Genomic DNA, 23,687 nt, shown 5'->3' with positions numbered 1-23,687 from the left:
TTTCTGAAAAGAGCCCCCCTTCTCTAAAGAGAGGGGGTTTGTTTTTCCTTAGCCTATTAAGAAGAGCCTCCGATGGGCTGACTTGACTTAATCATCAGTGACTTGAAAGAGAATCACAACCATTCACGTCTATTAGAGAACAGGACAACGTGATGACAAAAGAGGGCTCAAGCGAAAAATCATAGGGGTAATCCTTTATTTTTCGCTTTTTGTTATTTCAGTAGAGGCTCAGCAGATTCTTTAGATAGAAATCAATTAAAGTAGAAATCAGATAGAAAAAACAGGATTACCACTTCCCTCAGGAGAGTCGTGGTGGGGTTGTTCTTGGTCGGGATAGGAACGGTTTCGCACTGTCATAGTGCTGCTTTCGTCTTGTTATAGTTTCGTTTTTGCGTTGCAATAGCTTTACTTTTGATGTCCATCCAGCCCCTGGAAGTGGCGCATCCAGCCCCTGGAACGCGTCGTTTTAGCCCTTGGATGCGGTCCTTCTAAGGGCTGGATGTAGAGCATCCAGGGGCTAGGCCAGAAATGATAGCTTCGGTTTTAGACTTTAGAAACGCCTCTTCTATACTTTAGAATACGTGGTTTTAGACCTTAAAACGACCCTCTCCAGACTCTGGAAATGCCAATTCAAGACTCTGGGAGCATCGCGAAACCTAAGCAATTGCAACTGAGCCCAAAAGAGGACAACGGCGATGACTTCGACAGAAAAAAGGCTGACACCCAACGCAGGTGTCAGCCCTATATATCTACGAATAAAGTTGTCGGACCTTGACTGTTAGAAATTGTAGGAGAAGCCTAATGAAGAATACTCCTTGAACTGCCAGTAGCCTAACTCGTCGTCGCGCTGACGATTATCATCGAAGCGCGGGAAGAGGAACAGGTTGGCAGAGATGTACTTAGACACGCGCAGGGCAAAGGTGTTTTCCCACTCAAGCTCCTCGCGATGGAAACTGGAAAAGCTGTAGAGACGCGTCTTCCATGTCACCACATCATTGATGCGCCACTCAAGCGAAGCAGTGAGCTGCGAACCGAAGTCGGTCAGTGAATGGGTGTGGCGGTCTAACTTCACACCGAAATTGCCAGCCAGGTCGGCGCGATCTACATAACGGTAGTTGATGGCCAGAGGCGACATGTTGACCGTTCCCGTGATGCGACCTTTCAACCAGCTAACCTTGTAGTCAAGACCAAGACCAAGACTGAGGTTGAACGGCGACATAAAGTCGGAGTACGTCTTCGGGTCGTTGGCGCGATAGCCCTGAGTGAACTGCGTATAGGCCAGCAACTGCATGGTGTAGTACCAGCGCTTGGCAGCCTGTAGTCCCACCTTGCCAGTATAACGAATCAGGTCCTCGTGGGCCTTGAACTTGTGAAGGCTGTCGCTTCGTGATGTCTGCATACCCAGCTTCAGTTCCAACTTGTTCTCCCACTTGAACTTCTGCTTGTTGTCATAGTTGGCCTCCAGCGTCAGACTACCCACTGCCGAGTAGTTGCTTTCGCCACCCTTGTACCAATTGTTGCTGACGTAGTTCTGCATGAACTGCAGATAGCTGTCGCCACGGAACTTCCAGAAGTTGGGCTTGCTCACATCCACCTGTACGCTCTCAACCTCGGGAGCCGACGGCATGGGTTCGGCCTGCTCGACGACAGTGGCCGTCTGCACGATTTCCTGATCGATGATGTCCTGGCGAAGCGTGCCAGCATGCTGCTGCTCGGTCTCAGTGATCCTCACCAGATCGGGACGCTTCAGATAGACATTCATCAGCGCCTGATTGATGGCCTGGCTTACCTCGTCGGGGTCGCTGGAAGCAATAGAGAGCTGACTGCCAGAAACGCCATGAAAGAATGTTAGCGGCGTGAAAAGCCTGTAATACTTGCCGTTAGGTTTGGCAGCATGAGCATTCAGCGAGCAGAGTGCCAATGCGATTAACAAGAGATTTTTCATAGGTTGCTGAGATATTGTTTATAATGTTTCTTAATTTGGCGGATGGCATGGTCGCGAATCTGCCTGACGCGCTCACGCTTGAGGTTCATGTCATCGGCAATCTCGGACATGGTGAGGTGATCTTGGGCGATACCGAAATAGGATTCGACCACCATTCTCGAACGCTCATCGAGCTTGTCGAGTGCATATTCTACGGCCTCGGCCGTATTCGCGTTATACACGCGTTCGTCGGCCAATGGCGAGTTGGGGTTCACAAGCACAGACAACAGACTGACGTTGGCCTTGGAGCCAAGAGGTGCATCTACCGAACGGCGCATGCCCTTGCCATTGCTCTCTACACGCGTCAGTTCGCCTTCGTGCTTCAGGGCCTTCTCTATCTGCTGGCGAATAAAGACAACAGCATAGTTGACGAAAGGCACACCCCTCTCAGGGTCAAACTTTTGGGCGGCCTTGATCAGTCCGACATTTCCCTCGCTAATCAGATCGTCAATATCAAGACCACGACCTTGATACTGACGAGCAGTGGTAATCACGAATCCCTGATTCTGCTCAACCAACTTATTGATATCATTCGTCTTTCCCATATACGTTCTTTTAAATAAGTGTGTGGTGTTTACTCGTCCTGATAAGCATCGACACCGATGGTTTCCTGACTGCCAATGGTGAGTTGGCGCAACTCGTAGTAAGAACCGTTGTAGATGTTCAGATCAACTTTGCCCTTGATGCCAGGCAACTGTCCCATGTCAGTGTGCTGCCAGAATTTCCAGGGTCCCCTATAGCTGACACTGTCCACGTAGTAATGAGCTATCCAGTAGGGATATTGATCAAAGACGGTGTCGTTCAGGTAGTCCTGTTTGAAACGATAGTATGTATAAAGAATTGGCTTGACGCCATAGTGTTTCTCTACGATGCGCAACCAACTGAGCACATCGTGCTTGAACTGCTGTTTGCTTTTGTTCTGAGGCTTATGCTCCACGTCAAGCACAGGAGGCAGGTCGCCCTTCTTCAGGTCAACGTTCTTGATAAAGAAACGAGCCTGTGCTGCCGCATCCGAGTGCATGCTGTAGAAATGATAGGCGCCACGCGTGAACCCATATTCATGCGCTTTCGAGAAGTTACGCTTGAACTTAGGGTCCAGACGGTCGGTACCCTCGGTAGCCTTGATCATGACGAAGCGGATGGGACACTCGTCTATCGTGCCGCGATTGCGCAGCAGTTCCCAGTCGATGGTGCCCTGATAATGGCTGACATCGATGCCGTGGATATTGTAGCCAGCAGGATAGTCAACCTCGCCATAAATGGCTTTCCAACGGATGCCGTAGGGCGACACGAAGAAATACCAGAACCCCCAGATATAGAGCCCCATCATGGCAATGCCTCCGAGCAACCACGTCCATCCTGGTAAACGATGACGCAGCAAGGCAAAGAAACCTTGACGTCTCTTCGTCTTGCTGCGTTTGTGGTTATACTTTGATCTCTTCTTTGCAGGCATTTACTTGCTCTGCTCCAAAGCCAGAGTGCGTGTAGGCTGGTCGCAAACCTCAGTGGGACCCCAGTACTGAATTGGACCAGGATAGATATATGCTGTCTCACGTGCCCACTTTTCGCGATTGGCTGCGAAGGTCTTGAAGGGCTTGCCATCAAGTTCTACGAGAGCCTTGCGGATAACGGGCTTCATCTCACCGTTACGACGCTCCATGTTCATCATCATGGTGATGGGCACACCACCAGCTTTCCACTCAGCAGCAGGTGCTGTGGTGTTCTTAACGATAGCCATGTAACCAGTCTTGCCGGCAGCAATCAGCTGAGCAGCACTGGTACCCAGAGCGTAGCAGTAGTCTGCATCGAAGTTAGAAGGAGCAGCGCAACGTCCTTCGTAACCGAAGAAGTGGTGTTGAGCAGAGAACTTGCCGACATACTTACCCTCAGCCTTCATAGCGTCGAGCTTCTTAGCTACCATCTCAGAAAGCAGTTTCTCTGTCTCGATGAGAGACACCTGTACATTGCCGTGAGGGTCGCGGTCGAGTGCCAACTGGCGAGCAACACCCTCTGGCAGGCTGTTGAACACAACAAGGTTCTCGGCTGTCAGATGACTCTTTGCAAAGTCAACCTGCTCGTCGCGGCTGATGTTCTTTGCCTCGGGCAATGCCAGCACGTCGTTGAGCTGAGCTATCAGTTTCTTGATGGCGGGGATGAACTCAATCAGACCCTCGGGGATGATAACAGTACCAAAGTTGTTGCCATCCTTAGCACGGGCAGCAACGGTCTCTGCGATATAGCTTACTACATCGTCGAGGCTCATCTGCTTTGCCTCTACCTCCTCAGAAACGAGGCAGATGTTTGGCTGAGTCTGCAGGGCACACTCCAAGGCGATGTGAGATGCCGAACGGCCCATCACCTTGATGAAGTGCCAGTATTTGCGTGCTGAGTTACAGTCGCGCTCGATGTTACCAATGAGCTCAGAGTAAGTCTTACATGCAGTATCGAAGCCGAAAGAAGTCTCAATCTGATCGTTCTTCAAGTCGCCGTCGATGGTCTTAGGACAACCGATCACCTGTACGCCATAGTTCTTTGCAGCATAGTACTCTGCCAATACGCAAGCGTTGGTGTTAGAGTCGTCGCCACCGATGATGACGATAGCCTTGATGCCCAACTCACGGATAATCTCGAGACCCTTCTCAAACTGATCAACTTTCTCAAGCTTGGTACGACCAGAACCGATCATATCGAAGCCACCAGTGTTGCGATACTCGTCGATGATATCGGCAGTCAGCTCCATATAGTTGTGATCAACCAGACCACCAGGACCTAAAATAAAACCGAACAGACGGTTCTCGGGGTTCAACTTCTTAACAGCATCAAAGAGACCGGTGATCACGTTGTGACCGCCAGGAGCCTGACCACCACTGAGGATGATACCAACATTCATTTTCTCGTGGGCTGTCTCCTGACCAGGAACGAACTCTACGAGAGGCATGCCATAGGTATTGGGAAAGAGGGCCTTGATCTCTTCCTGATTGTCAACACTCTGAGTGGCGGCACCCTCCTGCACCTTTACTGCGCCCTGAAGTCCGAGGGGCAGTTTGGGCTGGTAAGCAGCTCTTGCAATCTGCAATGCACTTTTTTCCATAATCTTTTTCTTACTTATATTTTAATGAATAAAATGTTCTATTACAATTCGACTGCAAAGGTAATCAATTTCAGTGAGAAAACTATCATGCGCGTGCATTTTTTTGTATTCTTTTTCATACGAAGAGAAGACCTATCTGATAAGCCAGCGCAGAAACGACCCAGGCCAGCAGCGTGGTGTAGAGAGCCATGAAACCAGCCCATCGCCACGACCCAGTTTCGTGCTTCACGGCAACGATGGTCGCAATGCAGGGGAAGTAGATGAGTACAAAGAGCAGATAGCTATAGGCTGCAAGAGGACCGACAGAGTCTAATCCGCCCAAGATGCCGATGGTAGATGCCACAATCTCCTTGGCGCCCACACCTGCCAACAGTGATACGTCCATTTGCCAACTGAAACCCTGCAGACTGAATATCGGGGCAATCAGGCGACCCAATGCACCAATAAAGCTGTGAGACATGTCATCAGCCACTCCGTGAGGACCGAAATAGCCCAAAGCCCACACAATGACAGAGGCCACCAGGATGATGCCACCCATCTTCTTCAGATACTCTTTACCTTTCTCCCACGTGTGGCGCCATATGGCTTTGGCTGTAGGCCAACGATATGGAGGCAGTTCCATCACAAAGGGGGTGTCCTCGCCCTTGATGACGAAGCGCGAGAACAGCTTGCTCACAACCACCGCCATCAGGATGCCGATGGCATAGAGACTGAGCATGATCCACGACTGATACTCCACGGCAAAAAAGGTGCCGATGATCATGATATAGATGGGCAGACGTGCCGAGCACGACATGAGGGGAATAATCATCATCGTGATGAGGCGCGAACGGCGGCTCTCAATGGTGCGGGTTGCCATCACGGCTGGCACATTGCATCCGAAGCCCATGATGAGGGGGATGAACGACTTGCCATGCAGTCCCATGACATGCATCATACGATCCATGATAAAGGCTGCACGAGCCATATAGCCTGAATCCTCCATCAGCGAGATGAAGAAATAGAGAATCAGTATCTGGGGCAGGAAGACGATGACAGCTCCAACACCACCAATAACGCCATCGACCAGCATGGACTGCAAGGGGCCCTCGCTCATGATCTGCCCCACCCAACTGCCGATCCACTCTACTATTTGTTCAATCCAATCCATGGGGTACTGTCCTAAGACAAAGGTTGTCTGGAACATCACGAAAAGAATGAAAAAGAAGATGGGCAAACCAAAGAAGCGGTTGGACATTACACGGTCGATGAGGTGTGTGGTGCGGTAGGTGTCTTCCTTCTCGCCTGTGCGGAACTTAGACTCGGTGAGGGCACCATTGATGAAGCCATACTTGGCATCCATAATGGCGGTCTCGGCATCGGTTCCAGTTTCTTCCTTTATGCGTGTATCGGCTTTGTCACGTGCGGCCAACAACAGGCGACGCTGCTCGTTCTTGCTCTCGCCCTCGAGATGGTTTCCGACATACTGCAGCACGTCACTGTCGTGCTCAAGCAGTTTGATAGCCAGATAGCGCGTAGAATAGCGCTGACGGATATGCTCGTCGGCTTTCAGATAGGTCTGAATGTCGCTAATGCCATTCTCTAACTCGTGACCGTAGTTGATGTGAATATGGCGAGAGGGACCCAGGTTGCCCTCATACACCTGGATGACGGCCTTAAAGAGTTCTTTGACGCCCATGCCGGTCTTGAAAGAGGTGGGAATCATGGGTACGCCAAACAGATGAGAAAGGGTGTCGAGGTCGAGAGTGTCACCGCGACGCTCAAACTCATCGTACATGTTAAGTGCCCCCACCATGGGTACGTTCATATCCACCAACTGTGTGGTGAGATAAAGATTGCGCTCCAAATTGGAGGCGTCGATCACATTGATAACCACATCGGGCATCGCTTCAGCCAAATGCTTTCTGACGTAAAGTTCCTCGGGCGAATAGCACGAGAGCGAATAGGTGCCGGGCAGGTCGGTGAGGTCGAACTCGTAGCCAAACATCTCGGCCTTGGCCACGGTAGCATCGACAGTGACACCACTATAGTTGCCCACATGGGCATGAGCACCGCTGGCATAATTGAACAGTGAGGTCTTACCACAGTTGGGATTGCCAACCAAGGCTACGTTCAGATGGCGGCGTTTGCGCAGTGCCTCGTGATGGGCATCGCGTCGCTCCTCGACGACACTTCCCTGGGCTCCCGCCACCGCATTACTAACAACTGGTACCGCCTGTTCCTGTACCACTTCTATCTGTTCAGCTTCTTGTCGGCGCAGACTGACTTCGTAGCCCATCACCTTATACTTCACAGGATCCTGCAAAGGTGCGTTCAACAACACCTCAACAGTTTTGCCCTTGACGAATCCCATCTCGATGATGCGCTTGCGGAAACCACCGTGTCCCAGCACTTTCACGATGACGCCTTTATCCCCTGTTCTCAGTTCTGATAATCTCATAGTTCTATTTCTTACAGTCTGCAAAGTTACAAATAATTTCCCAAAAAAGATGTCGGATAATTAAGTTTCAACATATGATACCTAAAAATGGGTACTCAGGAGAACAGAGAAACCGAAAGGGAGAAAACCGAACAGAAAACAGTGGGGAAACACAAAAACAAGCCCCCCGACCTTATCAAAGTCAGGGGGCTCTAAAACTTGTCTGTATCGAAGACTATGCTTCGACCAGTATTCTGACGATGCGCTCAGCAGTGCGTCCATCCCAGCGATCGGGCAATGCACATTTTTTCCAATTGCCAGCCACCATCTTACCGACCTCCTCCTGCAGGCGGGCAGCATCTTCGCCCACCAAAACGTTGGAACCGACGGTGACGGTCTCTTGGTGCTCGGTATAGCTATTCAGCGTGATGCAGGGCACACCATTGAATGTGGCTTCCTCCGACACATTGCCACTATCGGTGATGATGCCGCGCGCATGTGCCGTGAGCCAGCCAAACTCCAGATAATTCAACGAATCGACAATCTGAATGCGGTCTGACACCGACGCCACCACCTGGGCAGCTTGTCCGCGCAAGGGGGCTATGACAGGCATATTGCCAGCCGACTGAACAAGGGCATCAAGCATCTTTTTCAGGTTATCCCGGTCGGCCATCAGCGCCTTGCGGTTCAGGGTAAACACCAGATAAGCACCCTCCTGCACGTCGAGTGCCGGACGGTGCAGACGGTCGTGATTGAAACGGAGGGAGTCCATCAGTATATTGCCAACCATATAGGTCTGTCCTATGTCACCCTGTTCGCGAGTGGCCACACTGTTGCTCTTCACACCAGCCGTGAAAAGATAGTCACTCAAGGCATCGATGACCAGACGGTTAATCTCCTTGGGCATACTAATGTCGAACGAACGAGTGCCTGCCACCAAATGGGCCAGACGAACGGCTCGCTTCTTGGTGACGATAGCTGCCGCCATCGTAGAGGCCAAGTCATCGACCACAATAACCACGTCGGGATGATGCCGGTCCAGATACTGATCGAACTCGGCCATCACACGACTCGTAATCTCGTTCAGTTTGACGCTGTCCACATTCAAATAGACGGTAGGACGTGGCATCTGCAGATCCTCAAAGAGCGTAGGCTCGAGCGTAGGGTCGTCCTCACGACCAGTGTAGATCAACTGATAGTCTGCTGCCCCACTCTTCTCAATAGCTCGGATAAGCGGTGCCACCTTTACAAAATTTGGACGTGCACCGGCAACAATGCAGATTTGTTTCTTCATAACTGCTAATGGTTGTTTATTGTTTATTGTTTCAATAATTCGTCAATCTCATCAAACTGTCGTCCCATATTCAGATTGAGATAAATACGATAAAGGGCTGGCGCCCACTTGTTTTTCTCGTCGGGACACATCTTGCGGTAGGTCTCCATATTGGTGCGCGCACTCTGATAATGCTGGCGGACAGTCTTTTTGTCGCTGGCAGTCATGGCCATGTTCATATAAGCCGTGGCAGCATTGAAATAGACTTCGGGCAGACTGTCGTTCAGTTGCAGCAGGCGTTGACACACCTCAATACATGCCTCGTTGCGCTCAAGACGCAACAGGGCTGAAGATTTAGCAAAGAGGAACAGCTCACTGCTATCGTTCACCGCAATGGCGCTATCAGCTGCTGCCAGCGCCCTATCGTGCTGTCCCAGGCGGGTATATTCATCTATCAGACGTGGAAAGAAATAGGCAAACAGTGGGAAACGACGGAAGCCCTCCTGGAGGGTGGCTAGATAAAGAGTGCGATTGTTTTGCCACAGGTAGGCCTCGGCCACATACTGCAGCGTGAATGCAGCACGTGCAGAGTCAAGTAGAGCCGTATGCTGATAGCGTAGAGTCAACTCAGGGTCGTGCTGCTTGTAGGCACTGAACGTGGCCCAATAAGCAGCCTCGGGCAATCTCTTGTCGCGGGCATTATAGTCATAGCCAGTGAAAAGAGGTTGATTCCTACATTCGATGTAGGTCTGAAAGAAATTGAAGGCATCTTTCCAATTGCCTTTTCGCACATGGAACACACCACCGTTGAAGAGGTTGGAGCGCTGTGCATCCATCTGCGAAGCATGACGCTTGCGATACGAAGGTGCCACACGTCCCTTCTTGTCGGGGCGGGCATCAACACTGTCGAGCGTCTCGAGGATCATAAACATGCGGTTCACATTTCCGAAAAAGGCAGCCGTATCTAATGACTGCTTCAGATAGAATTTCTCGTTACCCTGATTATATTTTCCGCGCACTGCGTCGTACAACGTCAGATAGACCTTCTCGTTGTTTTTATTTGCCGTGTCTTTGAGCAGATTCATCATCAGCTGATCTGCTCCGTCATAGTTGCCGCTCTTGATATAAGACCGTGCCTGACTGAGCTCTTTCTTCTGAGCCATCAGGCACGGTGTTATTGATAGTAAGAGAAGCAACGTCGAAATGATTTGCTTCGTCATTGAGTGTGTTTTTTTGCTTTACTTGTTCAGTGCTTCCATCTCGGCAGCCTCTTTCTCCATCTTCAAGGCATAGTAAACCTGCCAGAGAGGATATGCCCAGTTGCACTTTTCGCGCAATGGATCAAGCTCGCGTGCCTTTTCCAAATAACCCTTAGATACGGCAAGTACCTCCTTCACCTTCTCGAAGTTGGCAACGGTGATTGTACCTGTGCGCTTGTCGGCCAATTCGTCCTGCAGCGCACGTGCCTTTGAGTTATAGCAAACACCCAGGTTGAAGTTGCCCTCGATATAGGCGGGATCAATCTCGATGGTCTTCTTATAGTCCTCAATAGCTGCATCCCACTTCTCGTCCTGCATGTCGGCATAACCCTTCAGGAACCAAGCGGTCTTGTTGTTGGCATCGGCAGCAATCTCCTCTTCAGCGAAAGCACGCATCTCGTCGTTGCTTGCCTTAGCATAGAACTCAACCAACAGGTTGAAGTAGCGCTGCTCGGCGGGTTCTGCCTTGTGCATCTCCTTCAAGTGATTGATAAATGCCAACGTATCGGCAGCAGTCTTGCAGTTTTCTTTCTGAGAGAAGAGCAGAATCTCCTTTGCTTCATCGGCCTTGGCAGGATCCATGGCGGTCAGACGGGCATAGCGCTCGGCCTTCACATAGTCTTTCTGTTGATAAGAAAGGAATGCTGCATAGTAGGCAATGTCGTAGAAGAAAGGATCTTGAGGGAAGTCCTTCACACCATTGAAGATTGAGGTATTACGCATATTCAGATAGAGTTCCCAGTCTTTCAGAGCTTCATTGAGGTCCTTCTGGTTATAGAAGAACTGACCTGCTTGAACCAGGGCAATGCCGTGGTTCTTGAAACGGCCCTGAGCAGCACCACGGTACTTAAGTTTAACCTTACCCTTTGCGTCGGGCAACTGATCCAATTCGTCGCACTTCAGAGCAGCTTCCCATGCGCCTACAGCCGCCTTATACATACCAAGGGTATCGTAAGGAGTGTTCTGCTTGGTTAGCTGGTTCTGTGCATCGATGGTTTGAATAGCCATAAACTTATCATAGCAGATATCCGACTGCAATTTCCAGGCTGCCTCTTTGTTGAGAGTCTCTTCGGATGTGAGAGCTGGTGCCAACTTAGCGATAGCCGCATCGAAATCCTTACTTGCGAGGAGCTTCTTTGCATCTTTCACAACGGCATCCTGAGCAAAGGCTGTGGTGGCAGCTGCTGCCATCAGGGCCATGGTCATTAACTTTTTCATCTTCATAATAAATTGTTAGTTAAACGGTTTATTCATTGTCATTATCTGGCGTTTCCTGTGACTGAGAAACTTCAGAAGCATCAACATCTTCTGCGATCTCCTCGGGCAAGTCTTCTGCATCAGACTTCTGCACCTTGCAGACACTGGCGATGGTGTCGTTCTTCTTTGTCAGGTTGATCAGGCGAACGCCCTGTGTGGCACGCCCCATGACACGAACTTCACTGACGTTCAGACGAATCAGGATACCACTCTTGTTGATAATCATCAGGTCGTTCTCGTCGGTCACAACCTTAATGGCTACCAATCGACCAGTCTTCTCGGTGATGGCAAGAGTCTTAACACCCTTGGTACCACGGTTGGTGATACGATAATCCTCGATGTCTGAACGCTTTCCATAACCATTCTCGGAAACTACCATAATGGTCTCAGTCTGAGGATCGTTGACGCATACCATGCCTACAACCTCATCATCGCCATCGTCAAGACGCATACCGATAACACCCGTTGACACACGTCCCATAGTGCGTACGGTATTCTCATTGAATCGAACAGCACGACCATTGCGGTTGGCCATGATAATCTCGTTGTTGCCATTGGTCAGACGAACACTGACTACCTGGTCGCCCTCGTTGATATTGATGGCTATCACACCGGCAGAACGTACGTTCTTGTACTGGTTCAGACAGGTCTTCTTCACGATACCATTCTTGGTGGCAAACATCACATAGTGACTGTTCAGGAATTCCTCGTCGTCGAACTTGCTGATACGGAGTACTGCATTGATAGCATCGTCGGGCTCAATGTTCAGCATATTCTGAATGGCACGCCCCTTGGAGTTCTTGTCGCCCTCGGGAATTTCGTAGCACTTCTGCCAGTAGCAACGACCCTTCTGAGTGAAGAACAGCAAGGTGTTGTGCATGGTAGCAGGATAGATATACTCGGTGAAGTCATTGTCACGATGGCGAGCTGCCTTGGCACCTACACCACCACGGCTCTGCTCATGGAACTCGCTCAGCGGTGTGCGCTTGATGTAACCCATGTGGCTGATGGTAATCACCACGGGGTCGTTAGGATAGAAGTCTTCAGCGTTGAACTCATGATCGAAAGGAATAATCTCGGTCTTACGCTCGTCGCCATACTTCTCTTTCACTTCCAGCAGGTCGTTCTTCATCACTTCCTTGCAACGCTCAGGGTTGTTCAGGATTTCCTCCAAGTCGGCGATGAGTTTCATCAGTTCGTCGTACTCCTGATGCAGCTGATCAACACGCAGACCTGTGAGCTGACTCAGACGCATATCAACGATAGCCTTTGACTGAAGCTCGTCCAGGTCGAAACGCTTCTCCAAATTGCGCTGAGCATCTGAAGGAGTGGCAGACTGACGGATGATATGCACAACCTCATCGATATTGTTGACGGCGATGATTAAGCCTTCCAGAATATGCGCACGCTCTTGCGCTTTCTTCAGGTCAAACTTGGTGCGACGGATAGTCACCTCGTGGCGATGCTCGATAAAGTAGCGTACGCACTCTTTCAGCGATAGCAACTTTGGACGCATCTTGCCATGGGTACCAGGGATGGGCACCAGAGCAATGTTGTTCACAGAGAATGAGCTCTGCAGGGCGGTCATCTTGAACAACTTATTCAAGATAACGTTGGCATTGGCATCGCGCTTGCAGTCAACCACGATACGCATACCCTGACGACCAGACTCGTCGTTGACATTAGAGATACCCTCAATCTTGTGCTGGTTGGCCAGGTCGGCAATATAAGCCACAAGGTCGGCCTTGTTCACGCCATAGGGAATCTCGGTCACAACGATCTTGTCGTGAGCTTCGCCACTCTCGATCTCAGCCTTTGCACGCATCACGATGCGACCACGACCGGTCTCATAGGCATCCTTGACGCCTTGTAGTCCATAGATATATGCGCCTGTAGGGAAATCGGGACCAGGGATATATTGCATCAGTCCCTCGGTGTCAATATCGGGATTGTCAATAAATGCACAGCATCCATCAATCACCTCACGCAAGTTATGAGTAGGCATATTGGTTGCCATACCGACAGCAATACCATTACCGCCATTGACCAGCAGGTTGGGCACCTTGGTCGGCATGACGCTTGGCTCTTCGAGGGTATTGTCGAAGTTGGGGTCCATATCCACGGTATCCTTCTCTATGTCGTCCATGATATGTTCACCCATCTTGGAAAGACGGCACTCTGTATAACGCATGGCTGCAGGTGAGTCACCGTCAACAGAACCGAAGTTGCCCTGGCCGTCAACCAGTGTGTAACGCATGTTCCATTCCTGTCCCATGCGCACCAGAGCTCCATATACAGACGAGTCGCCGTGGGGGTGATACTTACCAAGCACCTCACCTACGACACGTGCACATTTCTTGTGGGGTTTGTCACTGGTATTTCCAATTCCCATCATACCATAGAGGATACGACGGTGTACTGGTTTGAATCCGTCACGAACATCAGGAAGAGCACGAGCCACAATTACCGACATGGAGTAGTCGATATAAGACGACTTCATCTCCTCTTCAATGTTAATCTTTAAAATTCTGTCGTTGTCAAAAGTCTGATCCACTTTTATCTTATTTTACTAATTTATTTTGAGACAAAAATCAACGAGAAGGGCATTTTAAGGCCCGCTGACGCGTTTTGCCTATTAACTTTCAGCGAACAAAGGTACAACTTTTTCTTGAATACAAAAAAGTTTTAAGCAATTTTAAGCCTATCTGACTGTAATATGAAAACAGGGTTGCTTGCGCTCGTATTTCACATAGCAACGACCTTGCTGCCGCAAATCGTTGAGCACCTCGCTTAAAACCTGCTTATAGCGAGCCTCGCCATAGTCGGGCTTAGGACACTCTGTCGGGTCGGTCACTTTTGCATAGAGGTTGTAGTTGACATCGAAAGTTGTGCCATAAAGATGACACGACTGCTCGGTGGCATTACCATTGTGACGACGCAAGCGCTTCACATCATACTCAGAACGAAGCACACTGGTCACGACAATATAGTGCAAAGGGAGACCTTTCACCTGAAGACTGTCCATAAAATTACGACCGATATCCTCGAGGAGAAGCGCTGCATGGGGAACAAGATAAGGAATGCTTGACGTGAGTGGCTTAATAATATAATAAGGTGAAGAGCCTATATACACTAACTCACACTTGCGACGCTCGGCATCCTCGCGGTCTTTTACAGGCGAAACACCCCATTGCTTGGCAGACAATAATTGCACATGATTGCTATCAGGAAAGGCTTTATCGAAGCTGGCAACGCCACGAATGCGGTGAGACTTACTCCAATCGATGGTTTTCGAAACCGAGGGTACAGGAGAATCTGTAGGTGTCTGCACTTTTGCATCCGCCCGAAACGATGAGTCTTCAAGGCTATCAACAGCATCTGATGCTACAACATCTTGACAATCCTGAAACTCGGGACTGACAGACTCGCCCAAAAAGACACAACGCACAAGTGCCAATACAATAACAACGATACCAAACCACTGAATATATCTTTTACTATTCTTGTTTATCTTTTTCCTGCTATTCATTGCCCTGTAGATTTTGAGCGCAAAATTAATAAAAAATAACGAAACAAAAGAACAACTATAAGGAAAAATAATAAGCCTATTTTTTTAGCTTAATTTTTGCAAGAGTCAACGAAAGTTATTAACTTTGCACGCAAATTCTAAACACTTACAATCTTGACAGAGAAACATATCGTTTTAGAGGATATTGACCCTGTGGTCTTTTACGGCGTTGGCAACGCCCATTTGCAAATGCTTAAGGCGCTCTATCCGAAGTTGCGCATCGTGGCTCGCGACAACGTGATGCGCATCATGGGCGACGAGGAACAGATGGCTTCATTCGAAGAGAGTGCAGAGAAAATCAGGCTTCACGTGTTGAGATTCAACTCACTGAAAGAAGAAGACATTATCGACATCGTGAAAGGCAAAAGGACACGCGATGAGATACCAGAAGGTGTAGTAGTTTATGCGCTTTCCGGCAGAGCCATCAAGGCAAGAAGCGAGAATCAGCAGAAGCTGATCAACGCCTATAACGAGAACGATATGGTCTTTGCCGTAGGACCTGCAGGAACGGGTAAGACTTATCTATCAATAGCATTGGCTGTCAAAGCCTTAAAAGACAAAGAGGCAAAGAAAATTATCCTCAGTCGTCCCGCTGTCGAAGCAGGTGAGAAACTCGGCTTTCTGCCCGGCGACATGAAAGACAAGATTGACCCATACCTACAACCTCTTTACGATGCGTTGGAAGACATGATTCCACAAGTAAAATTGCAAGACATGATGGAAAAGCGTGTCATCCAGATTGCCCCCTTAGCTTTTATGCGCGGACGCACACTGAACGACGCCATTGTCATTCTCGACGAGGCACAGAACACCACCCCCGCGCAGATTCGCATGTTCCTGACACGCATGGGATGGAACACCAAAATGATCATCACTGGCGACATGACCCAAATAGACCTGCCCCACTCTCAGAAGAGCGGTCTTGTTGAGGCCTTACACATTCTGAACGGTGTGGAAGGCATCGGGGTTGTCAATCTTACCCAGAAAGACATCGTCAGACATAAGCTGGTGACTAAAATCGTGAATGCCTACGAGGCCTTCGACAAGGAAGGCTAAAGGCGGATAACATATATTTTTCACAATAGTATATAGAAGGAATCCATATTTTTTGTAACTTTGCAAACAATATATTGAGACAATAGGTAACTAAATTAGGTAAAAAAATGAAAGCGTTAACAAGTACTGACTTCCATTTCGATGGACAAAAGAGTGTTTATCACGGAAAAGTTCGCGATGTTTACAACATCAACGACGACCTCATGATTATGGTGGCAACCGACCGTATCTCGGCTTTCGATGTGGTGCTTCCCAAAGGTATCCCTTTCAAAGGTCAGGTGCTGAACCAGATTGCAGCAAAATTCCTGGATGCTACTACCGACATCTGTCCAAACTGGAAGTTGGCCACTCCCGACCCCATGGTGACCGTAGGTCTCAAGTGTGAAGGTTTTCGTGTTGAGATGATTATCCGTTCCATCCTCACAGGCTCAGCGTGGCGCGAGTACAAGAATGGCTGTCGCGAGCTGTGCGGCGTTAAACTGCCCGACGGCATGCGCGAGAACGAGCGTTTCCCCGAGCCAATCATCACGCCGACAACCAAGGCTGACGAGGGTCACGACATGAATATCTCAAAGGAGGAAATCATTGCTCAGGGCATTGTTTCGGCAGAGGACTATGCCATCATGGAGGACTATACGCGCAAGCTTTTCGCACGCGGACAGCAGATTGCAGCCAAGCAGGGTCTGATTTTGGTAGATACCAAATACGAATTTGGCAAAAGAGATGGCAAAGTATATCTCATCGATGAAATCCACACTCCTGACTCAAGCCGTTATTTCTATGCCGATGGTTACGAGGAGAAGTTGGAGAAGGGAGAGCCTCAGCGTCAGCTCTCTAAGGAGTTTGTGCGTCAGTGGCTGATTGAGCACAACTTTATGAACGAGCCCGGACAACAGATGCCTGAGATTACCGATGAGTATGCCGAAAGCGTTTCGGAGCGCTACATCGAGCTCTTCGAGCACATCGTAGGCGAGAAGTTCGACCGTGCTGCCGAGACTGGCGACATTGCTCAGCGCATCGAGAAGAACGTAACAGAATGGTTATGTACCAACAAGAAACGATAAAACCCTATCACGAGGGAGAAAAAGCCAAACAGGTAGAGGCGATGTTCGACAACATCGCCCCTACCTATGATACGCTCAACCACCGTCTGTCGTGGGATATAGACCGAAGCTGGAGGAAGAGGGCCATCAAGACACTGGCTCCCCACCACCCCCAAATCATCCTCGACATTGCCACTGGCACTGGCGACTTTGCCATTCTATCGGCACAGATGCTGAAGCCCGTCAAACTGATAGGCACAGACATCAGCGAGGGCATGATGAAGATTGGCAAGGAAAAGGTAGAGCGGTTGGGACTCGAGCAGACCATCTCGTTTGAGAAAGAAGACTGTCTGCACCTCAGCTACGAAGACAATTCGTTTGATGCCGTAACTGCGGCCTTCGGCATCCGCAACTTTGCCGATTTGGACAAAGGGCTCAAAGAGATGTGTCGCGTGCTGAAACCTGGCGGGCATCTCAGCATCGTAGAGCTGACCACACCCGTTAGCTTCCCTATGAGGCCACTATTCCGCCTCTATTCGCACTCCATCCTCCCCCTATACGGGCGTTTAATCTCCAAGGATGGCAATGCCTACTCTTACTTGACAAAGACCATCGAGGCATTCCCTCAAGGCGAACGCATGATGGACATTCTGCGACAAGCAGGATTTTCCCAAACCTCTTTCAGACGACTCACATTCGGCATTTGCACACTATACACAGCAACTAAGTAAAACAAGACAACGATCATGGATAAGTACGGACTTATAGGTTACCCCTTGGGACACTCGTTCTCAATCAGTTACCACAACCAGCGGTTTGCTGACGAAGGTATCAACGCCAAGTATTTCAACTTCGAGATACCAACCATCGACGACTTGGCAGAAGTTCTAAATTCCAATCCCGACCTCAAAGGCCTCAACGTGACCATCCCCTACAAAGAAAAAGTCATGGAGTTTCTGGACTATATCAGTCCTGAGGCACGCGCCATCGGTGCAGTCAACGTGATACGTGTCTTGCACGAAGGCAAAAAAATCATTCTTAAAGGCTACAACTCGGACGTGATAGGTTTCACCCAAAGCATAGAGCCACTTCTGGAAAGCTATCACTCGAAAGCACTTATTCTTGGCACTGGCGGTGCCTCAAAAGCCATTGCCTACGGACTGAAGTCGCTCGGACTTGAGTCTATATATGTGAGCAGATACCAGCGCCCAGACACCATTCAATACGAAAACATCACACCCGAAGTGGTCAAGGAGTACAATGTGATTGTAAACTGTACGCCGCTGGGCATGTATCCAAAGACAGACGAATGCCCCGACCTGCCCTACGAAGCCCTTGACGAGCATAATATCCTCTATGATCTTATCTACAACCCCGACGAGACGCTCTTCATGAAGAAAGGCGCAGAAAGAGGTGCCACCGTAAAGAACGGCCTAGAAATGCTACTGTTACAGGCCTTTGCCAGCTGGGAGTTTTGGACTGGACGTGAGAAATAAGCAATAGAATAATGGCAGAAGTTTGGAGTGTCTTTGGAATATATGCCAGCACATTTGCGGTTATCATTTTAGGTTGCCTGACGGCAGACCTGAAAACGAGCGCAAATGCGACGGCCCTGATTAAGCGAAAGAAGGAAGAACTGTTTCTTTGTGCTTCTCGTTTCAACAATCAGGTGAAGACACTCGAACAATCATACAAGCAGGATCTGAGGTCCATCACCAGTCAGCAAACCATTTTTACCAGGCTGACAAGCCCTTCGAAGGAGAGCATCAGGCAAAACTACGAAACGCTATACCTGAAAAATAGAGCAGCCCTCTCACTCCAAATAAAAGAGGTGTTGAAGGAATGGGACGACACAAAAGGTTCCGAACGCACCATCTCTAGACTATGGAAGGTTGTGATGGTCGTGGGGCTCATCGCCCAGCTGACGGCATGTAGCTACAGTATCATCCAATCAGAAATCAACCACGAAGCCAATCTGCCCACAGACAAGGAATGGACAGCACAAAGCATACCGATGCCACATCTGACAGATGGCAGTCGCTATGTGTCAAACCCCGACAACATTATATCGCCCCAGACAGAAGAACTGCTCAACAGGCAAATGAAAAGACTGGATGACGAACTGGGGATAGAGTCTGCCGTCATCATTGTCAACCATGTAAAAGACCAAGACATCTTCCGCTTTGCGCAGGACATCTTTGATACATATAAGGTTGGAAAAGACGACCGCGGACTGGTCTTCGTTTTAGCCTACAAAGATCATCTGATACGCACACATACCGGCCGCTCTCTGGAAGCCGACTTGACAGACGTAGAATGCTTCAGACTACAAGAGGATTATATCAAACCCTGCATGAAGGTTGAGCAGCCCGACAGTGCCATGCTGTATTGGTCGGTTGCCATCTATAACCTTCTGCAAAAGAAGGACCTGCCCTATCTGAAACAATTAGAAAGACCTGCCAAGAGCATTGAATCTGATGCGCCGTCAGTAATATTCACCCTTTACTTCCTTTTATTCATAGGATGGACTGTGTTATATTTCTTCATTAGTGCCCGTCATGGATGGAACCTAAAGACCTATGCATACCACCATGTGTTAGCCAACCCATTCACCAGACAGACGCCCTCCGTCGTCATTATCCCTGGCAGCGGAGGCTTTGGTGGCGGTGGCAGCTTTGGCGGTGGCAACTTTGGCGGTGGCAGCTTTGGCGGAGGTTTCAGCGGTGGAAGTTCTGGTGGCGGCGGTGCCACCTCAAGTTGGTAAATAAAATAATCATTAAACAATAACAGTTATGAAAAAAAGTTATGTTATTCTCATCATTGTTGCCGTGGTTACCATGCTGTTGGTAATATGGGTAAAAGGAACATATAACGGCATGGTATCTGCAGAAGAAGAGACCACGACACAGTTGGCCTACATACAATCTGCCTATCAGCGCAGAGCTGATCTGATTCCAAACCTTGTAGAGGTTGTCAAAGGCTATGCCGCCCACGAAAAAGAAACGCTGGAGGGTGTGGTCAGCGCCCGCTCGAAGGCAACAAGTATCACACTTGATGCAGATAACATCAAAGCATATCAACAGGCGCAGGGCGAACTGTCAAGCGCACTGAGCCGTCTGCTGGCTGTCCACGAGGCTTATCCAGACCTGAAGGCCAACGAGAACTTCCGCGATTTACAGGTACAACTGGAAGGCACAGAGAACCGCATCAACGAGGCTCGCAACAAGTATAACGAGTCTGTGCAGGCATACAACATCAACATCCGCCGTTTCCCCAACAACATCCTTGCCGGTATGTTCGGCTTCGAGAAGATGGACAAGTTTGAAGCTGCCGCAGGAGCAGAAAAAGCACCAGAAGTTAAATTCTAAAAATCATCAATAGTTTCAATGAACAATCGTTACATGCAACGCGGAGTAAGTGCCGCAAAAGAGGACGTACACAACGCCATCAAGAACATTGACAAGGGTATTTTTCCTCAAGCCTTCTGTAAGATTATCCCAGACATTCTGGGTGGTGACCCCGAGTATTGTAACATCATGCATGCCGACGGTGCTGGCACTAAGTCTTCACTGGCATACATGTACTGGAAAGAAACGGGCGACCTGTCGGTATGGAAAGGTATTGCGCAGGATGCCATCGTGATGAACACCGACGACCTTCTTTGCGTAGGTGCCGTCGATAACATTCTCGTTTCTTCTACCATCGGACGCAACAAGATGTTGGTGCCGGGTGAAGTCATCTCGGCCATCATAAATGGTACGGACGAATTGCTGTCCGAGCTGCGCGAGATGGGCATTGGCATCTACCCCACTGGTGGCGAGACAGCCGATGTGGGCGACTTGGTACGCACCATCATTGTGGACTCTACCGTGACCTGCCGCATGAAGCGCAACGATGTCATTGACAATGCCAACATCCGTCCTGGCGACGTCATCGTTGGTCTCTCGTCAACAGGTCAGGCAACCTATGAGAAACGCTACAATGGCGGTATGGGCAGCAACGGACTCACCTCGGCACGTCATGACGTATTTGCCAAATATCTGGCAGAGAACTACCCCGAAAGTTTTGACCACGCAGTGCCCGACGAGTTGGTTTACAGCGGAAAATATAAGCTCACAGACAGCGTTGACGGTTCTCCTGTCAATGCTGGTCAGTTGGTGCTCTCGCCCACCCGCACCTATGCTCCCGTCATCAAGAAGCTGCTCGACGAGCTGCGTCCCGAAATCCACGGCATGGTGCACTGCACTGGTGGTGCTCAGACCAAGGTACTACATTTTGTCAGCGAAAACTGTCGCGTCATCAAGGACAACATGTTCCCCGTGCCACCACTTTTCCGTGCCATTCACGAATGTTCCGGCACCGATTGGAAGGAGATGTATCAAGTATTCAACATGGGTCATCGCATGGAAATCTATGTTCGCCCAGAGGTTGCCCAAAAAGTTATCGAACTCTCTAAATCTTTCAACATCGATGCACAGATTGTGGGTCACATCGAAGAAGGCAAGAAGAGTCTCACCATCAAGAGCGAATTTGGAGAATTTAATTACTAAATGAGGAATCTCCCCTCAATTAAAGAAAGCAGGCTACCATTTGGAGAGTCTGCTTTTTTTGTTTTTATAGAACACCTTGTTGAATAACAAAAACCTCATAAAAGCCGCTGATATTGTTGTTGATGAGCTACAAGCTCATCTGTCTGTCAATCGTGCTTCAGAAAAAGGGAAACTAGTTTGCCTTTTTTCTGAAGTACAACCAACAAACAGCCTATGGCTACAACGACATCATCGAAAAACCAAGAAAAACGCCTACTGCCAAGTAAAAATAGACTGTGGAGTAAGGGATTAGAATTCAGAGAAGGTCGTTTTTAAGTCTAAATGCACGTATTCTAAAGTCTAGAAGAGGCGTTTCTAAAGTCTAAAACCGAAGCTATCATTTCTGGTCTAGCCCCTGGATGCTCTACACCCAGCCCTTAGAAGGACCGTATCCAGGGGCTAAAACGACCCGTTCCAGGGGCTGGATGCGCCACTTCTAGGGGCTGGACGGACATCAAAAGTAAAGCTATGACAACGCAAAAGCGAAACTATAACAAGACGAAAGCAGCACTATGACAGTGCGAAACCGTTCCTATCCCGACCAAGAACAGAACACCCGATGATGAACAACCCAGCCGCTTTTGTAGTCCATTATCATGCGTAAAGGTACCGCTCGGCTTTGCCGCTTATATGAACGTAGCGAGTCTTAAGAATTGAGTTCCAGATATTCGAGGCAGAACATCGCATAGTTTATCCTGCCCTGCTGATACGTTGTCTGTTCCTCGCTCATGGCCAACTGTCTGTGAAGCATAGCCAGATGATACTTGCCATACGTCAGCGTCAACTTGGCAGCCAGCGTCACATCAATGGCACGTCGTTGATAACGCTCTGTCAATCCCTGTTGGGGTTTAAAGTGATTGAGCGTTGTTTCAGAGAAGTATTTTTTTATTAAATTTTGGTAATTTCCGCCGAATATTCCTCTGTTCTCAAGAAAAATTAGTAATTTTGTGACCAAACAACAACGAAAGTGTTTTTATGTGCACATATAAGGAACTGGAAAATATTGAACTGCCCAACGGAAAGACCGTCAAGGAGGTGAACGAGGCTGTGCGTCAAGAAGTGGAGAAAATCTACTTAGAGGCATGGCAGCAAGGTGTTTCTGTACCTTTTTTCGATAAAGAGGGAAATATTTACCTTGCAAACCCTGACGGCAGCGAGGATCGCGTGAGCCTTGACCGCAAGACACGTACATATCACGTGCTTCATCGCACAGCGCAACCTGGCCAGGGACGTTATTCCTATCTTATTGCACGATAATGGAACGTCGCCCTGAACTCACCATCATTGCCGGTCCAAATGGAGCAGGGAAAAGCCGCTTGTGTCCACTCTACGTAAGCACACATTCCTTCGACGGCGACAAACTCATGCTGAATCTACGCAGAGAACACCCTGACTGGCCTGACCGCTGGGTTAGCGGCACTGTAGCTTCAGAATTGGAAAAACAGAAGGCGAAAGCATTAGAGGATAGAACAGATTTCGCTTTCGAGACCAATTTTTCCAGCGATATGGTAGTCAACATGGTAAATGAGTTCAAGGCGGCACAGTTCAAAATTTCCTTATGCTATTTTGGACTGCTTTCAGAAGATGAAAGCGTTAGCAGAGTAAAGTTAAGAGCGCAAACTGGCGGGCATGATGTAACAGACGAAGTGATACGTTTCAACTTCACAGAGGGTCTTGCAAAGGCCAAGCAGCATCTGCACATATTCGAGAATCTGACTTTTGTTGATGGGAACTCAGACTATGGCCATATTGTCGCCCTGCACATCGCGAAGAGCCGTATTCACAAAATTGAAGACAACCCACCATTGTGGTTCAAGCAACAATTTGAACAGTCATTCAACGATTTAAATCCTAAAGACTTGTAGAAATCCACCACCTCGCGCATCGAGGCGATATACATTCTGAGCCGTCTGCCGTTGAGGGGTGTGCGCTTACCGTTCGTCCCGCTCGGCTTTGCCGCTTATATGAACGTAGCGAGTCTTAAGAACTAAGTTCTTGGAATTCCTGGCAAAAGGTGTCGTAATCTATCCTGCCTTGCTGGTACCTTTGAGCCCCCCCGTTAATCGGGGGTACGGCGTAAGCCAAGGGGCAAACATAATCCTAAGAGCATACACCCTCTTGCAGAACTCCTCCACCACGCTTGGCACA

At 49.1% G+C, this 23,687-nt stretch carries 20 protein-coding genes; 9 read left to right on the top strand and 11 right to left on the bottom strand.

Annotation, left to right across the window (positions count from 1 at the left end):
• Window positions 1-778: 778 nt before the first annotated feature.
• The 10 genes from L6472_RS05690 to L6472_RS05645 all read right to left on the bottom strand — a co-directional run bounded on the left by L6472_RS05690 (window position 779) and on the right by L6472_RS05645 (window position 14,812).
• On the bottom strand, window positions 779-1,945 hold the full coding sequence (locus L6472_RS05690; RefSeq protein ID WP_237807696.1) for a DUF3078 domain-containing protein: 1,167 nt from the start codon (window positions 1,943-1,945) through the stop codon (window positions 779-781).
• Window positions 1,942-2,529, bottom strand: a complete 588-nt coding sequence (locus L6472_RS05685) for a sigma-70 family RNA polymerase sigma factor (protein ID WP_237807695.1) — start codon at window positions 2,527-2,529, stop codon at window positions 1,942-1,944. The genes L6472_RS05690 and L6472_RS05685 overlap by 4 nt, the downstream gene beginning before the upstream one ends.
• Before the next feature lie 29 nt (window positions 2,530-2,558).
• Window positions 2,559-3,437 carry a glycoside hydrolase family 25 protein gene (locus L6472_RS05680; RefSeq protein WP_237807694.1) on the bottom strand — a complete coding sequence of 293 codons (879 nt, stop codon included), beginning with the start codon at window positions 3,435-3,437 and terminating at the stop codon, window positions 2,559-2,561.
• Window positions 3,438-5,075 carry a diphosphate--fructose-6-phosphate 1-phosphotransferase gene (locus tag L6472_RS05675; RefSeq protein WP_237807693.1) on the bottom strand — a complete coding sequence of 546 codons (1,638 nt, stop codon included), beginning with the start codon at window positions 5,073-5,075 and terminating at the stop codon, window positions 3,438-3,440.
• Between the two features lie 115 nt (window positions 5,076-5,190).
• Window positions 5,191-7,515 carry a ferrous iron transport protein B gene (gene feoB / locus L6472_RS05670; RefSeq protein WP_237807692.1) on the bottom strand — a complete coding sequence of 775 codons (2,325 nt, stop codon included), beginning with the start codon at window positions 7,513-7,515 and terminating at the stop codon, window positions 5,191-5,193.
• Window positions 7,516-7,729: 214 nt separating this feature from the next.
• On the bottom strand, window positions 7,730-8,788 hold the full coding sequence (locus tag L6472_RS05665; protein ID WP_237807690.1) for a UDP-N-acetyl glucosamine 2-epimerase: 1,059 nt from the start codon (window positions 8,786-8,788) through the stop codon (window positions 7,730-7,732).
• Between the two features lie 23 nt (window positions 8,789-8,811).
• Window positions 8,812-9,930, bottom strand: a complete 1,119-nt coding sequence (locus tag L6472_RS05660; RefSeq protein WP_237807688.1) for a hypothetical protein — start codon at window positions 9,928-9,930, stop codon at window positions 8,812-8,814.
• A 75-nt stretch (window positions 9,931-10,005) separates the two neighbouring features.
• Entirely contained in the window at window positions 10,006-11,244 is a 1,239-nt protein-coding gene (locus L6472_RS05655; RefSeq protein ID WP_237807687.1) for a lipopolysaccharide assembly protein LapB, read from the bottom strand.
• Window positions 11,245-11,272: 28 nt separating this feature from the next.
• On the bottom strand, window positions 11,273-13,783 hold the full coding sequence (gene gyrA, locus L6472_RS05650; protein ID WP_370640909.1) for a DNA gyrase subunit A: 2,511 nt from the start codon (window positions 13,781-13,783) through the stop codon (window positions 11,273-11,275).
• Window positions 13,784-13,984: 201 nt separating this feature from the next.
• A complete protein-coding gene (locus L6472_RS05645) occupies window positions 13,985-14,812 on the bottom strand; it encodes a DUF5715 family protein (RefSeq protein WP_237807686.1) in 828 nt (275 codons plus the stop codon).
• Window positions 14,813-14,965: 153 nt separating this feature from the next.
• On the opposite strand from L6472_RS05645, the gene L6472_RS05640 reads away from it, so the two are divergent.
• The 7 genes from L6472_RS05640 (at window position 14,966) to L6472_RS05610 (ending at window position 21,500) form a co-directional block, all read left to right on the top strand.
• Window positions 14,966-15,907 carry a PhoH family protein gene (locus tag L6472_RS05640; protein WP_237807685.1) on the top strand — a complete coding sequence of 314 codons (942 nt, stop codon included), beginning with the start codon at window positions 14,966-14,968 and terminating at the stop codon, window positions 15,905-15,907.
• 107 nt (window positions 15,908-16,014) lie between these two features.
• On the top strand, window positions 16,015-16,971 hold the full coding sequence (locus L6472_RS05635; RefSeq protein ID WP_237807684.1) for a phosphoribosylaminoimidazolesuccinocarboxamide synthase: 957 nt from the start codon (window positions 16,015-16,017) through the stop codon (window positions 16,969-16,971).
• Window positions 16,950-17,681, top strand: coding sequence for a bifunctional demethylmenaquinone methyltransferase/2-methoxy-6-polyprenyl-1,4-benzoquinol methylase UbiE (gene ubiE / locus L6472_RS05630; RefSeq protein ID WP_237807683.1), 732 nt, complete (start codon window positions 16,950-16,952; stop codon window positions 17,679-17,681). Before L6472_RS05635 ends, ubiE begins: the two co-directional genes overlap by 22 nt.
• A gap of 15 nt (window positions 17,682-17,696) precedes the next feature.
• Entirely contained in the window at window positions 17,697-18,446 is a 750-nt protein-coding gene (locus L6472_RS05625) for a shikimate dehydrogenase (protein ID WP_237807681.1), read from the top strand.
• 11 nt (window positions 18,447-18,457) lie between these two features.
• Entirely contained in the window at window positions 18,458-19,714 is a 1,257-nt protein-coding gene (locus L6472_RS05620; RefSeq protein WP_237807679.1) for a YgcG family protein, read from the top strand.
• A gap of 28 nt (window positions 19,715-19,742) precedes the next feature.
• Window positions 19,743-20,318, top strand: a complete 576-nt coding sequence (locus tag L6472_RS05615; protein ID WP_237807677.1) for a LemA family protein — start codon at window positions 19,743-19,745, stop codon at window positions 20,316-20,318.
• Window positions 20,319-20,336: 18 nt separating this feature from the next.
• Entirely contained in the window at window positions 20,337-21,500 is a 1,164-nt protein-coding gene (locus L6472_RS05610) for an AIR synthase-related protein (protein ID WP_237807675.1), read from the top strand.
• Between the two features lie 685 nt (window positions 21,501-22,185).
• On the opposite strand, the gene L6472_RS05605 is transcribed toward L6472_RS05610, so the two are convergent.
• Window positions 22,186-22,374: a hypothetical protein gene (locus L6472_RS05605; RefSeq protein ID WP_237807673.1), complete on the bottom strand. Its 189-nt coding sequence runs from the start codon at window positions 22,372-22,374 to the stop codon at window positions 22,186-22,188.
• A 140-nt stretch (window positions 22,375-22,514) separates the two neighbouring features.
• On the opposite strand from L6472_RS05605, the gene L6472_RS05600 reads away from it, so the two are divergent.
• Together L6472_RS05600 and L6472_RS05595 are read left to right on the top strand one after the other, a co-directional pair.
• Window positions 22,515-22,796, top strand: coding sequence for a xenobiotic reductase B (locus L6472_RS05600; protein ID WP_237807671.1), 282 nt, complete (start codon window positions 22,515-22,517; stop codon window positions 22,794-22,796).
• Window positions 22,796-23,404, top strand: a complete 609-nt coding sequence (locus L6472_RS05595; protein WP_237807669.1) for a zeta toxin family protein — start codon at window positions 22,796-22,798, stop codon at window positions 23,402-23,404. Before L6472_RS05600 ends, L6472_RS05595 begins: the two co-directional genes overlap by 1 nt.
• Window positions 23,405-23,687: the final 283 nt, after the last annotated feature.

It is taken from the genome of Prevotella sp. E13-17 (genome assembly GCF_022024035.1).
Taxonomy (GTDB): Bacteria; Bacteroidota; Bacteroidia; order Bacteroidales; family Bacteroidaceae; genus Prevotella.
This window is presented reverse-complemented; position numbering and strand designations above follow the sequence as displayed.

Bases quoted from the DNA above. Each gene is read 5' to 3' on its own strand.
- L6472_RS05635 (WP_237807684.1), top strand. From the start codon at position 16,015: ATGAAAGCGTTAACAAGTACTGACTTCCATTTCGATGGACAAAAGAGT.
- L6472_RS05615 (WP_237807677.1), top strand. From the start codon at position 19,743: ATGAAAAAAAGTTATGTTATTCTCATCATTGTTGCCGTGGTTACCATG.
- ubiE (WP_237807683.1), top strand. From the start codon at position 16,950: ATGTACCAACAAGAAACGATAAAACCCTATCACGAGGGAGAAAAAGCC.
- L6472_RS05610 (WP_237807675.1), top strand. From the start codon at position 20,337: ATGAACAATCGTTACATGCAACGCGGAGTAAGTGCCGCAAAAGAGGAC.
- L6472_RS05680 (WP_237807694.1), bottom strand. From the start codon at position 3,437: ATGCCTGCAAAGAAGAGATCAAAGTATAACCACAAACGCAGCAAGACG.
- L6472_RS05665 (WP_237807690.1), bottom strand. From the start codon at position 8,788: ATGAAGAAACAAATCTGCATTGTTGCCGGTGCACGTCCAAATTTTGTA.
- L6472_RS05660 (WP_237807688.1), bottom strand. From the start codon at position 9,930: ATGGCTCAGAAGAAAGAGCTCAGTCAGGCACGGTCTTATATCAAGAGC.
- L6472_RS05645 (WP_237807686.1), bottom strand. From the start codon at position 14,812: ATGAATAGCAGGAAAAAGATAAACAAGAATAGTAAAAGATATATTCAG.
- L6472_RS05675 (WP_237807693.1), bottom strand. From the start codon at position 5,075: ATGGAAAAAAGTGCATTGCAGATTGCAAGAGCTGCTTACCAGCCCAAA.
- gyrA (WP_370640909.1), bottom strand. From the start codon at position 13,783: ATGAAGTCGTCTTATATCGACTACTCCATGTCGGTAATTGTGGCTCGT.
- L6472_RS05625 (WP_237807681.1), top strand. From the start codon at position 17,697: ATGGATAAGTACGGACTTATAGGTTACCCCTTGGGACACTCGTTCTCA.
- L6472_RS05655 (WP_237807687.1), bottom strand. From the start codon at position 11,244: ATGAAAAAGTTAATGACCATGGCCCTGATGGCAGCAGCTGCCACCACA.
- L6472_RS05690 (WP_237807696.1), bottom strand. From the start codon at position 1,945: ATGAAAAATCTCTTGTTAATCGCATTGGCACTCTGCTCGCTGAATGCT.
- L6472_RS05600 (WP_237807671.1), top strand. From the start codon at position 22,515: ATGTGCACATATAAGGAACTGGAAAATATTGAACTGCCCAACGGAAAG.
- L6472_RS05685 (WP_237807695.1), bottom strand. From the start codon at position 2,529: ATGGGAAAGACGAATGATATCAATAAGTTGGTTGAGCAGAATCAGGGA.
- L6472_RS05620 (WP_237807679.1), top strand. From the start codon at position 18,458: ATGGCAGAAGTTTGGAGTGTCTTTGGAATATATGCCAGCACATTTGCG.
- L6472_RS05595 (WP_237807669.1), top strand. From the start codon at position 22,796: ATGGAACGTCGCCCTGAACTCACCATCATTGCCGGTCCAAATGGAGCA.
- feoB (WP_237807692.1), bottom strand. From the start codon at position 7,515: ATGAGATTATCAGAACTGAGAACAGGGGATAAAGGCGTCATCGTGAAA.